Genomic DNA, 12110 nt, shown 5'->3' on the forward strand with positions numbered 1-12110 from the left:
GCTGGCGACCATAGCAAGAGTGAACCACCTGATCCCTTCCCGAACTCAGAAGTGAAACCTCTTTGCGCTGATGGTAGTGTGGGGTTACCCATGTGAGAGTAAGTCATCGCCAGCTCATTATTCAAAATCCCCCTGCTAAAAAGCAGGGGGATTTCTTTTTTATAAAAAGAAAAGAAATAAAATAAAAATCAATCTGCCTGGTCTTTTAACTAACGTTCTCGCTGCTCTTTTTTATTTTCAGTGTTAAGTTAAAAGCCAAGATAAAAACTAAAAGAGGGAATATAAAATGTCGGTACAGGTTTACAGAAAATGTCTGATCAGTTGCTGTGCTTTAGTATTGGTAGGCTGTCATGCAGAGAATCCTTCACTTTCAGACAGAGCTACTGATTCTGCTACCGTAAGGTCCAATGCTGCTCAATCTGCTCATCCCATTACGGTTTTCCAGTCCTACACAGTCGAAAAAATTGTGGAGTTTAATGAACCTTGGGCCTTGGTTGAATTGCCCGATCAGCGTTTATTGATCACTGAAAAAGCAGGACAATTAAAGCTGTTTAATCCAAAAAATCGTAACAGCCAAACGATTCAAGATCTTCCCAAGGTCGCTTATGGTGGACAAGGTGGTTTGGGCGATGTTGCCTTGCATCCTGATTTTGCCAAGAACCAGTGGATATATCTCAGTTATGCCGAGCGCGGACAGGGCGGATATGGTGCAGTGGTGATTCGTGGCCGGCTGGATTTAAATCAAAACCGGCTGACAGAAGTAAAGCGTATCTGGACTCAAGTACCTAAATTTAAAGGACAGGGGCATTATGCGCACCGTCTGTTATTCGGATCGGATGGTAAACTCTGGATCAGTTCTGGTGAGCGCCAGCAATTCAATCCTGCACAGGATATGCAATCCAATGCTGGCAAAATAATTCGCCTGAATGATGATGGATCTATCCCTAAAGATAATCCATTTATGGGGCAGGGAACGATTGCACAACAAATCTGGAGCTTGGGGCATCGTAATCCTTTAGGTATGGCGTTTGACCCACGAGGGCAACTCTGGGTGATTGAAATGGGACCTAAGGGGGGAGATGAGCTGAATAAAGTGATCAAAGGTAAAAACTACGGTTATCCTCTGGTCTCGAATGGTGACCATTATAATGGCAAGCCGATCCCTGATCACCATACCCGTCCGGAATTTGAAGCCCCTGTGCTGGACTGGACCCCTGTAATTTCTCCTTCAGATCTGCTGTTTTATACAGGCAATAGGTTTCCAGCCTGGAAAAATAAAGCCATTATTAGTGGTTTGTCTTCTAAAGCCATTATTGTGGTAGATACTGCACAGTCTCCAGTGAAGGAAGTCCAACGTCTGGATATGAAACAGCGTATACGCGGTGTTATTCAGGCCAAGGCAGGTCATTTGTGGGTAATTGAAGATGGTCAGCAAGCGGGCCTGCTCAAGATGAAAACACCTTAATTTTTTTAAAACTAATGATATTTTCGATATTTAAGTCTCAGCTATCTGCTTCACCACTCAACTTATTCCTGTTGAAGGCGAAAATACTTCTACTCTCAAGATCAAAGAAAAAGGCCCTTACTGCTGTTAGGGCCTTTTCAGATTTTGAAGGATCACTGCTGTGATACTGCATAGCCTTTTACTAGTGCTATTTTTATTGTTATTGCAAGACGCCCTGTCTTGGTAGGTTCTCAATATAAGTCTCTGCTAGATACTGCAGTTGTGGTAGGTCAGAACAGAGTTCGGCGTCGACCATTCACTTAAGCACTGACATATTGAATCAGCTTATCCAGTGCAGATTTCAGGTTTTTAGTATCAAACTGATTGCCCTGGAAAGAATAATCCTTATTTCGGTTGAAGATGTCACGGATTTCGATCACAGCATTGGTATCTATCATGCCGAGCTGGGTGGCCACTTGGCGAATCTGGTCAATCGATCGTGAACCATTGGTGGCACCATAACTCACGTAGGCAGCAGGTTTGCCTTGCCATTCTTTAGCGAGATAATCCAGTGCATTTTTCAGGGCAGGGCTATAACCATGATTATATTCCGGACTAATAAAAATAAAGGCATCAGCAAGTGCAATCTTATCGGCCCAATCCTGCTGTTTAGGCTGGTCATAAATTCCGGTCAAAGGCAGATTGGCACCAGCAAACAGAGGTAAATCCCATTCTTTTAGATCGACAATTTCAGCTTCTACCGTGCTAAACCCTTGGCTTTTAATTTCCTCTAAGGCCCAGTGAGCGACTTTAATGGCGGTACGGCTTTCACGAATGCTGCCCACAATAATATAGATTTTCATGGTTTTTCCTTTTCTTATGAGGAGAGAGTGCCACCCTAATCGATTTTACCAAGATGCAGTAGCAGAAGTTTGTATGGATTTTAAAAAAAGCTCCTTCAGGAGCTTTTTTTAAATATTAGAGAAGGAGGGGAGGTTTACATCAATTTGACACCCTGCTGGCCTGCAGGTGTGACCTTGAATATTTCCACTTCAAACGTAATATTTTTGCCGGCCAGTGGATGATTGAAATCCACCTCGGTAATATCATCATTGACCGATTTTACTACACCGTACAGGGTAGTTTTAGCCTTGTCTTCAAACTCGATCATATGGCCTTCGATTGGACGTTCGCCAAACTTGACGGTATCGAATTTTTGTACATTTTCCGGGTTCCATGGACCAAAAGCATCTTCTGGGGGCAGACTGACCGTACGGCGGTCACCGGCACGCAGACCAAACAAGGCCTTTTCAAAGCCCGGTAACAGGTTGCCATCTCCAATCGTTAGGCTTACCGGTGCTTCACGGCTGCGGGTATTGTCAATTTCTACGCCATTTTCAATAGCGACCGAAAAATGAAGCTCGACTTTAGAGCCGTCTTCAACACGAGTTTCCTCGTTAGGATGAATAAAATCAGTCATGTTGCGCCTGTGCACGTTGAATTCGGTGTTTTTCCAGGAAAAACGTATCGATCAGCATCAGAATCGTGCCCAAAGTAATGGCACTATCTGCAATATTAAAAGCAGGGAAATGGCTATTTTGGTAATACACGTGAATAAAATCGACCACATAACCCAAATAGATACGATCAATTAGATTCCCGATGGCACCGCCTAGAATCAGGGCAATAGCCAAGGGTAATACCTTCATGTGTTTAGGCATACGCATCAGCCAGAACACGAAAATGATAGACACCAAAGCTGCCAGTGAAGTAAAGAAATAACGTTGCCAACCACCTGCATCGGACAGAAAACTAAAGGCAGCGCCATAGTTATGCAGCAATGTCCAGTTTAAAAAGGGCAGCACCGGAATCGGATCTGCGTAATTTAGATGCGTAACGGCAATCCATTTAGTCCATTGATCCAGAATAATGGCCAGAATTGCCAGTCCGATCCACCACAAATTGTGCGGATAGAACTGGAATAAGCCCTTTTTATGCTGTGGATTAGGCATATTTTCTCTCTTCGCCTTGGCCTGTTGGAAGGTTAATAATACAACGACCACAGAGACCTGGATGTGACGCATGGGTATTCACATCAGGCAGTACATGCCAGCAGCGTACACATTTTTCTCCATCGGCAGCTGAAACTTTTACATTCAGCCCTGCCAGATCAGAAGCTTCGCCCTGTGCAGCATCAAAGTCGTTGACGATCACTTGTGAGGTAATCAGAACAAAACGCAGTTCATCATCCAGTTTATCCAGGACCGCTTTCAGTTCATCATTGGCCCACAGCTCAACTTTGGCCGACAGGTTTGAACCTACGGTTTTCGCGCCGCGTGCAGCTTCAATAAACTTGTTCACCGCAGATTTTACTGAAATCAGGGTCTGCCATTCTGCTTCTGTTATCAGGTTCGCAGTTGATGCCACTGGAATCTTATACCATTCTGCTGTAAACACGTATTTTTCTGCCTGCTCTGGAATCAGAGGCCACGCCTCTTGCGCAGTAAAGCTTAAGATCGGTGCCATCCAGCGTACAAAGGCTTGGACCAGATGATACAACGCAGTTTGCGCCGAATGACGGGCCTGTGAATCGGCTTTGGTGGTGTACTGACGATCTTTGATGATGTCGAGATAGAAACCACCCAAGTCATTGATACAGAAGTTAGTCAATGCACTGGTCACGATATGGAAATTCATATCTTCATAGGCTTGCTGAATAGTTTTTTGCACGTCCGTCGCACGTTGCAGAATGTATTGATCCAGCGCGATCAATTGATCAACTGGCAAGACATCTGTTGACGGTTGAAAGCCATTCAGGTTGGCTAATAAGAAACGCAGGGTGTTACGGATACGGCGGTAACCATCCGATGCACGGCTAAAGATTTCTTTACCGGCAGTCATTTCATAACGGTAGTCGGCAGAGGCGATCCAGAAACGTAAACCGTCTGCACCCATATCTTTAATGATGTCTTGCGGGGTAATAATGTTGCCCAAAGATTTGGACATCTTGCGGCCTTTCTCATCAACTACGAAACCATGCGTCAACAAACCTTTGTAGGGTGCACGTTCATTGATGGCAATCGAGGTCAGCAATGAAGACTGGAACCAGCCACGATGCTGGTCTGAACCTTCCAGATACAAGTCAGCAGGATCAGTCAGTTCTTCGCGTTCACGTAGCACGGCAAAGTGCGTTGTACCAGAATCGAACCACACGTCTAGGGTATCGCGGACCGCATTGTAGTGTTCTGCATCGGCGCCGATGAATTCAGAAGCATCCCGGTTATACCAGCCATCAATGCCTTCTTTTTCAATCAGTTGAGCCACTTCTTCAATCAGCTCAGGCGTACGTGGATGCAGTTCATTGGTGTCTTTATGCACGAAGAATGGAATTGGCACGCCCCAGGTACGCTGACGTGAAATACACCAGTCTGGACGGCCTTCAATCATTGCTTCAATCCGGTTCTTACCCCAGTCCGGCACGAAACTGATTTCATTTTCAATTGCATTCAATGCTTTTGAGCGCAAGCCTTTGGCATCCATGCTGATAAACCATTGCGGTGTGGCACGGAAGATAATTGGGGTTTTATGACGCCAGCAGTGCGGGTAGCTGTGTTTGATCGGCACATGGGCCCACAGTTGCTGGCTCTCAGCAAGGGCAGCAATAATTTTTGGGTTGGCCTTATAAATGTGTTCACCCGCAAAAATAGGTGAAGTAGGTAAATACACACCATTGCCGCCCACCGGGTTATCCACTTTCAGGTTGTATTGCAAGCCGACTTTATAGTCGTCGACACCGTGGCCAGGCGCAGTATGTACTGCACCGGTACCGCTGGTGGCAATCACGTGTTCACCTAAAATAACCGGTACTTGGCGTTCGGCAATTAAAGGATGCTGTAATTGCAGGTTTTCCAGTTTTGCACCGGCAAAGTCTGCCAGAACTTCGACTGTACCAAAGCCATAACGTTCTGTTGCAGATTCCACCAAGTCTTTTGCCAGAATGAAGTTTTGATCTGCTTTTTCTTCGCCGCGGGCTTTGACCAGTTGATATTCAATTTCGGCATGCACTGCCACCGCCTGGTTGGCCGGCAGTGTCCAAGGTGTGGTGGTCCAGATGACGATATCAGTTGTGTCAGCAACTTCAATGCCTAAACGTGCAGACAAATCCGCTAAATCCACTACCGTAAAACCGACATCAATGGCGTCAGATTTTTTATCTTCGTATTCAACTTCAGCTTCAGCCAATGCTGAGCCGCAGTCCAGACACCAGTTCACCGGTTTCAGACCCGGTTCGATGTGACCGGCTTTGGCAATCGCACCGAGTGAACGAACAATATCGGCTTCCTGCTTGAAGTTCATGGTCAGGTACGGGTTGTCCCAGTCACCAAACACGCCCATACGGATAAAGTCTTTTTTCTGTAATTCGACCTGGGTATACGCATATTCACGGCAGTGTTTACGGAAGGTTGCCGCATCAACTTTGACGCCGACTTTCCCGACTTTTTCTTCGACTTTAAGTTCAATCGGCAGGCCGTGACAGTCCCAGCCCGGTACATACGGTGCATCAAAGCCGTCCATTACACGGCTTTTAACGATAATATCCTTCAGGACCTTGTTGACCGCATGGCCCAAGTGAATTTGGCCATTGGCATAAGGAGGGCCATCATGAAGCACATATTTTTTCTTGCCAATACGCGACGCACGAATCTGCTGATAAATGTTGTCGGCATACCACTCTTCTAACCATTTCGCTTCACGTACTGCCAGATTTGCCTTCATTGCAAAGTCAGTACCTGGGAGGTTTAGCGTGGCTTTATAATCCACTGCATTTTCAGGAGTTTGCTTATCGCTCATGCAAGTTGTCTTCCAATTTAATCCGTTGTTTTAACAGACACGTTTTACAATAAAAATATGAGATATTAAAAGGAAAATGTGGGGTGATTTCGACGAAACTCAAGCAGTTTCTCGACATCATCATCAATTCCAGCTTTTAGGGCTTCAAGCGAAGGATAATTCTTTTCGCCATGTAAATAGGTTAAGAATGTCACCCGCATTAACAGGCCATACAGATTAGCAGAAACATCAGGGAAATGTACTTCTAATCGCCATTCCGGATCTGCTTGCTGGATGGCCGGACGGGTGCCGACATGACCTGCGCCAAACAGAGCTGTCGGGTTATAGCCGGTAATACCGGTTTTGCTGGCATCTGCTGCCTGGACTCTGGCTTTCAGGGATTCCGTTTCACACACCACCTCCACCCCATAAATACCATGCAGACACGGTTTATGCCGACTCAGGCGGACATTAATCGTCGGAAAATCAATGGTACGGCCGATTTGATCGCCATATTGCACCCGTCCGCTAATACTATAGGGACGTCCCAAGAGTTTGGCTGCCTGTGCCAGATCGCCAGCTTGTAGTGTTTGACGGATGCGGGTGGAACTAACGCGTTCACCATCCAGCACGACGGTATCGAGATTGCTTACCTCAAAACCAAATTCACGTAAAAACTCACTATTACCTTGACGGTTTTTACCAAAATGGAAATCATCACCTAAGACCAGATGATCGGCATTGAGTTTGTCTTTTAAAATCGTGGCAAATTCTTCTGCACTCAGGCTGCGAAAGCGTTCATCGAATTTCGCCACCGCAATATAGTCGACCCCAAGCTCAGTCAGATACTCAACCTTTTCACGTAAGGAGGAAATACGCGGTGGAGCCTCATAACCTTTAAAAAATTCAAGAGGTTGTGGCTCAAAAATCATTACCACTGTTTTAAGCTGGTGCTGTTCTGCGACAGCTTTGAGCTGCCTGATCATGACCTGATGCCCCAAATGCACGCCGTCAAAATTACCAATGGTCACGGCAGTTTTGGCTAATTCAGTTCGAGGCGTTAAGGCATTAAGACGGAGCAGCTTCATGGGCAAATCAGGTGCTTAAAATGTGAAGAGGCTATATATTGCCATAATCTTTAGCTTTCGTCTTGTTGTGTTTTTAGGCAAAGTTTTTCGTTAAAATTCTTTTGAAATAAGTTAAATCGCTGTATTTCAACAATCCACTCCATTTTTCTTAGAACGGATGATGCTGAAAATAATCTCAAGGCCCACATATAGCCCTTCAAATATCACGCTTGCTTCAACCGATAGCATCAGCGATTAACCGGATTTTTATTTTGAACTGTTGAACACTCTAGACAGAATATTACGCTTACAGGTATGACGCCGGCCTGAGAGTAAGTCTGCTTTACCGAGGTCCAGATGTGATGGCTGAACATTGCATTAAAAGAGGAACAGGAATCACACATTTTGGTCTCCTCAAGCGATCATTCATCTCACCTGACCCAAATTAAAAAATGGTCTGGATAAGGCGCAGCTTTTTTATTTGCAGCGTTAAAGTATTTACTTTTTAATAGCGGCCATCTATAGAAACTGAAATTGAGTATTTTATGTCCGAGCATGCATTGGTTATGGCCTTGCCAAGCGAATCCAAGGGTTTGTTTGAGGCAGAAGGAATTGAGGTGCATTACAGCGGTATTGGTAAGGTCAATGCGGCATTTAAAGCTTTTGAAGTGATTCAGACAACCGGCTGCAAGACTTTAATCAATTTGGGGACAGCGGGCAGTTCCCATTTTGATGCCCATGAACTGGTGGAAGTCAGCCACTTTGTACAGCGCGATATGGATGTATCGCCACTCGGGTTTGAAGTGGGCATTACCCCCATAGATCAGCACTTTCCAGGTGCAATCAAGCTGGCACCTTTTTTCACCGATTTACCGCAGGGCATTTGCGGAACCGGAGACAGCTTTGCAACAGGACAGCCCAAAGTTGCCTGTCAACTGGTCGATATGGAAGGCTATGCCTTGGCCAAAGTATGCAAGAAACTGGACGTACGCCTGATTTCGGTGAAATACATTACTGATGGCGCCAATGACACAGCACCGCTCGACTGGGAAGAGAACTTATTGCTCGGTGCTCAAAAGTTATTATCTTTATATCAAAAAATCAAATAAACGGCAGGTCGGCGACCATAATTATTATGGTCGTATGCCAATCAATTCAAGCCCTGACAATCAGGCTTCATTACGGGGAATTACGCCATAGAGCATCATGTGGACAGTATGCTGGACCACACGCTGGTGCATGCTACGATTCCGCAGGGTTTTGCCTGTGATCATTTCCATCTGGGTGGCAAAATCAGCATAGTTTTGTGTCAAGGCCCAAATGTTCAAAATCAGTAATTCAGGATCAATATCTTTAGAAATTTTGCCCTGTTCCTGCCAGTTTGAAATGACTTTGGCTTTGCGCTTGACCAGTTTTTTTAGCGGCCCTTTCAGAATTTCCAGAATATGCGGCGCTCCCTGAATGACTTCCAAAGCAAATAAGCGCGATGCTTTGGGTTGAGTACGCGATACCTCAATTTTTTGCATCAAATAATTGGTGATCGCTTCTTCTGGCTCCAGATCAGCCTCCAGCATTTGCAGGGGTGCGAGCCATTTTTGTAAAACTGTAGTTAACACCTCAACATACAGTGCTTCTTTATTTTCATAATAGTAGAAAATATTCGACTTATGCATTTCCGCAATTTGTGCGATTTCATCCAGACTTGCGCCATTGAAACCATATAAGGAAAAGACATCGAGTGCAGCATTCAGCAGCTGGTTGCGTTTTTGAGTACTCTTTTTTTGTTCCATCAGTAATATTAAAACAATTAAAAAGGGGGATTTTTCATTGTACGTCAAATCATCAGATTTGTGCATCAACTACAAGGCTAATTTTTTGAATCATGATGATTTATTCTGTAGATAAGCGATGTAATCAGCATTGACTCGCGCGCCAATGATTAAAATACTAAGGGTATGAAATTATTTAAATTATCACTTAATTAATATAATAGTTTGATTTAAGCCGCTATGGGAAAGATTATTTAAAATTAATTAAGAAAAAAGTGCAAATCAAATCATGAAACCTGTTTAAAATACTCGGCCAATATTATTAAATACTCTCTTAAAATACATTTAAACACTCAACATCAGTTTGAATTTTAGGACAGAAACTCGGGTTAAGAAGATCAGCCGTGTATGTGGTATCAGCGGTTCCAGTTTAATCAGCCAGATACTTTTTTTGGGGTATCTGGCGCCAAAGCTCGACTATTCGCTTCTGTCATTTAATAACAGATCATGGACGTCAGCCTTGATACAACTTTAGTTCCTAAATTGACTGGAGGCTAACCCCTTTTCGATACCAGAACTAGCTTAGCTTTGAGAGCGTTTGACTGATTTACCCCCTAGGTCTGTGAGCAAAATAGGCCGTGCTTGAGCGACAGAGAAGCTGACGACATTGAGACCTGCTGGCTGTTGGCCGTAGTCGAGAGTTCATCTCCATTTTCCGGTGTTCTTTTGAATGAAAATGCAATTTCTTGCTGGTTATCTTGGAAATAAAATGATGACTAGCAGTCAATAGCTGCAATAAAAAAGCCACTTAAAGTGACTTTTTGCAAACAATGGAGCTACGCTGATAATTATAAAAAGCCTGCCGTGCGTCCGGTAAATCATCCACTGAGGCCGGTTCATAACCGTGTTCCAGAAACCAGTGGGCTGTACGGGTGGTCAGAATAAACAGCTGCTGGATTCCGAGGGCTTTGGCTTTACCTTCCAGATAATGCAGGATCTGACTGCCCCGGTTGGATTGCCGGTACGCTGGATCTACCGCGACACAGGCAATTTCTGCAGAACGTAATTCATTGCCTGTGGTCGGAATCGGATAAAGGGCTGCACAGGCCAGAATCATACCATCCCGTTCAATCACGGCAAACTGTCCAATTTCATTTTCCAGACGTTCGCGGGAACGGTAAACCAGAATCCCTTCTTCTTCCAGGGGACGTAACAGGCGAATCAGACCACCAACATCCTGAATATTGGCCATCCGAACCTCTTCATAATGTGCATCGGTAATCATGGTGCCCGAGCCATCCCGGGTAAACAGTTCTTCCAACAGGGCACCATCATAACTATAGGAAATCAGATGGACACGCTTGACCCCATTTCTGGAAGCTTCCTGTGCGGCTTTTAATTGTAGTACCATGGCCATACTTTGTTCATCCTGACTGGCCGGAACAAGGTAGTCATCTAGCTGCTGCGGGGTGACTTCACGTTTCAGCTGACCCTGGCTATCGAGCAGACCATGCTGTTTCCCCAAAATAATCAGTTTGTCCGCCTTTAAACGGATAGCAGTGTTAGTGGCGACTTCTTCAGCCAGCAGATTAAAGACCTCGCCTGTGGTGGAATAACCGGTTGGGCCTAGAATCACAATATTATGATTATCCAGATGGCGTTGCAGGGCATCGGTATCGATGGCACGGACTTCACCGGTCAACTGAAAATCGACCCCTTCACGAATACCATAGGGCTTGGCGGTCACAAAGTTACCTGACACCGTGTCAATCCGGGCACCATACATAGGCGAGTTGGCCAGACCCATCGACAATAGAGCTTCAATCTGTAAACGGATCGACCCCACCGCATTCAGGACACAATTTAAGGATTCGCGGGTGGTGACCCGGCGCTGCTGATAAAAAGGTGTATGCAGGCCACAGCTGGCCAGATTCTGGTTAATCTGTGAACGTGCACCATGTACCAGAATCAGACGGATGCCCAAAGAGTGTAAGAGGGCAATATCATGAATAATATGCTGGAAATTTTTATCCAGAACTGCTTCGCCATCAAACATGATCACAAAGGTCTTGTTACGATGGGCATTGATATAAGGCGCAGAATGGCGAAACCAGTGCACATATTGCAATGTGGTACTTTGCGAAGTGTCTGCTGAGTTCATGCCCGGGCCTATTTCAATATACAATTCTCTTTGATTCTAATGAAAAAAAAATGAAGTGGAAGTAGAGAGACAAAAAAACACCTGAAGCCGGGCTTCAGGTGTCTGCAAGACGAGCAGAAAATGGAGCGCGTTTAGCCAATAATTCGGACGATTTTGTTATTGCGTTCGTTCACCAGTACATAGTCATTATTTACTTTGTACCATTGCTGGTAACGGCCGGTATTAGGCAGACGGCGTGCTTCACGGTCGCTGATCTGGAAACGTTTTGAATCGTATTGACGTGGCAGGGTTTGACCTACACGCCAGTCACGGCTCGGGTTGACCATACGGTTATGGTGACGGCGATCATCCTGCCATTTTCTATGGTCTTTTGAATTCCAGTGCGGTGCCGGTTTAGACGGCTGCGAATGGTAAGGTGAATCATAATGGTATGGTGCTGCCATTGCAGAAGTTGCAACCAGAGCACTAAGGGATAACACGAGGGTAGTTAAAACTTTTTTCATGGCTTTTACCTAAAGAATTTATATCTGTTTTCGATGAAGTTAAATTAACGAATAAGTGGATAGAAAGCGTGAGGCTCATTGAGTGAAATTGTTAAATTGATGAAGAAATTTAGAAGAAAAACAGATAAAAAACCGGCAAACCTTACAGCCCCTCAAAATATAAGCCCAATCAAATAAAAAAATCCCAACAGGGTTGGGATTTTTAGAAGCTTGGATTCTCAAATGAAGTGCAACAGAGATTAAATTATTGGAAGGAAGCAAGATGAGCTAGCATTTTGCTTCCGACCGACCAAAGTCAAAGTTGCATCATGAACTATACTCATCTTACTCAAGAAG

General features: G+C 44.8%; 10 protein-coding genes and 1 rRNA gene. 3 read left to right on the forward strand and 8 right to left on the reverse strand.

The genetic code is table 11. The features are described from left to right. Together rrf and E2K74_RS13810 are read left to right on the forward strand one after the other, a co-directional pair. Nucleotides 1-115: ribosomal RNA gene (gene rrf, locus E2K74_RS13805) — 5S ribosomal RNA — on the forward strand. A 171-nt stretch (nucleotides 116-286) separates the two neighbouring features. After that, nucleotides 287-1465, forward strand: a complete 1179-nt coding sequence (locus E2K74_RS13810) for a PQQ-dependent sugar dehydrogenase (RefSeq protein ID WP_151208180.1) — start codon at nucleotides 287-289, stop codon at nucleotides 1463-1465. Nucleotides 1466-1764: 299 nt separating this feature from the next. Here E2K74_RS13810 and E2K74_RS13815 read toward each other — a convergent pair whose 3' ends face one another. The 5 genes from E2K74_RS13815 to ribF form a co-directional block, all read right to left on the reverse strand. Next, nucleotides 1765-2307: an NADPH-dependent FMN reductase gene (locus E2K74_RS13815; protein ID WP_151205316.1), complete on the reverse strand. Its 543-nt coding sequence runs from the start codon at nucleotides 2305-2307 to the stop codon at nucleotides 1765-1767. A gap of 134 nt (nucleotides 2308-2441) precedes the next feature. Further along, nucleotides 2442-2924, reverse strand: coding sequence for an FKBP-type peptidyl-prolyl cis-trans isomerase (locus tag E2K74_RS13820; RefSeq protein WP_151205317.1), 483 nt, complete (start codon nucleotides 2922-2924; stop codon nucleotides 2442-2444). Beyond that, nucleotides 2917-3456 carry a signal peptidase II gene (lspA, locus tag E2K74_RS13825; RefSeq protein ID WP_151208186.1) on the reverse strand — a complete coding sequence of 180 codons (540 nt, stop codon included), beginning with the start codon at nucleotides 3454-3456 and terminating at the stop codon, nucleotides 2917-2919. The genes E2K74_RS13820 and lspA overlap by 8 nt, the downstream gene beginning before the upstream one ends. Beyond that, the gene (gene ileS / locus E2K74_RS13830; protein ID WP_151208181.1) at nucleotides 3449-6295 is read right to left on the reverse strand and encodes an isoleucine--tRNA ligase; all 2847 of its coding nucleotides are present in this window, start codon (nucleotides 6293-6295) and stop codon (nucleotides 3449-3451) included. The genes lspA and ileS overlap by 8 nt, the downstream gene beginning before the upstream one ends. Before the next feature lie 65 nt (nucleotides 6296-6360). Continuing rightward, nucleotides 6361-7362, reverse strand: coding sequence for a bifunctional riboflavin kinase/FAD synthetase (gene ribF, locus E2K74_RS13835; RefSeq protein ID WP_151208182.1), 1002 nt, complete (start codon nucleotides 7360-7362; stop codon nucleotides 6361-6363). A 524-nt stretch (nucleotides 7363-7886) separates the two neighbouring features. Here ribF and E2K74_RS13840 point away from each other — a divergent pair. Continuing rightward, nucleotides 7887-8450 (forward strand): 5'-methylthioadenosine/S-adenosylhomocysteine nucleosidase, encoded by a 564-nt coding sequence (locus E2K74_RS13840; RefSeq protein WP_151208183.1) that lies wholly within the window; start codon nucleotides 7887-7889, stop codon nucleotides 8448-8450. Nucleotides 8451-8510: 60 nt separating this feature from the next. On the opposite strand, the gene E2K74_RS13845 is transcribed toward E2K74_RS13840, so the two are convergent. The 3 genes from E2K74_RS13845 to E2K74_RS13855 form a co-directional block, all read right to left on the reverse strand. Then, nucleotides 8511-9140 (reverse strand): TetR/AcrR family transcriptional regulator, encoded by a 630-nt coding sequence (locus E2K74_RS13845; protein ID WP_171478857.1) that lies wholly within the window; start codon nucleotides 9138-9140, stop codon nucleotides 8511-8513. Between the two features lie 778 nt (nucleotides 9141-9918). Continuing rightward, nucleotides 9919-11271 carry an amino-acid N-acetyltransferase gene (gene argA, locus E2K74_RS13850; protein ID WP_151208184.1) on the reverse strand — a complete coding sequence of 451 codons (1353 nt, stop codon included), beginning with the start codon at nucleotides 11269-11271 and terminating at the stop codon, nucleotides 9919-9921. 131 nt (nucleotides 11272-11402) lie between these two features. Next, entirely contained in the window at nucleotides 11403-11774 is a 372-nt protein-coding gene (locus tag E2K74_RS13855; RefSeq protein WP_151208185.1) for an RcnB family protein, read from the reverse strand. Nucleotides 11775-12110 lie beyond the last annotated feature (336 nt).

The sequence above is a fragment of the Acinetobacter sp. RF15B genome (assembly GCF_007558235.1).
Classification (GTDB): Bacteria; Pseudomonadota; Gammaproteobacteria; order Pseudomonadales; family Moraxellaceae; genus Acinetobacter; species Acinetobacter lwoffii_C.

Excerpts from the sequence above, each read along its gene's own strand:
- E2K74_RS13810 (WP_151208180.1), top strand. The coding sequence starts at position 287 with ATGTCGGTACAGGTTTACAGAAAATGTCTGATCAGTTGCTGTGCTTTA.
- E2K74_RS13815 (WP_151205316.1), bottom strand. The coding sequence starts at position 2,307 with ATGAAAATCTATATTATTGTGGGCAGCATTCGTGAAAGCCGTACCGCC.
- E2K74_RS13820 (WP_151205317.1), bottom strand. The coding sequence starts at position 2,924 with ATGACTGATTTTATTCATCCTAACGAGGAAACTCGTGTTGAAGACGGC.
- lspA (WP_151208186.1), bottom strand. The coding sequence starts at position 3,456 with ATGCCTAATCCACAGCATAAAAAGGGCTTATTCCAGTTCTATCCGCAC.
- ileS (WP_151208181.1), bottom strand. The coding sequence starts at position 6,295 with ATGAGCGATAAGCAAACTCCTGAAAATGCAGTGGATTATAAAGCCACG.
- ribF (WP_151208182.1), bottom strand. The coding sequence starts at position 7,362 with ATGAAGCTGCTCCGTCTTAATGCCTTAACGCCTCGAACTGAATTAGCC.
- E2K74_RS13840 (WP_151208183.1), top strand. The coding sequence starts at position 7,887 with ATGTCCGAGCATGCATTGGTTATGGCCTTGCCAAGCGAATCCAAGGGT.
- argA (WP_151208184.1), bottom strand. The coding sequence starts at position 11,271 with ATGAACTCAGCAGACACTTCGCAAAGTACCACATTGCAATATGTGCAC.
- E2K74_RS13855 (WP_151208185.1), bottom strand. The coding sequence starts at position 11,774 with ATGAAAAAAGTTTTAACTACCCTCGTGTTATCCCTTAGTGCTCTGGTT.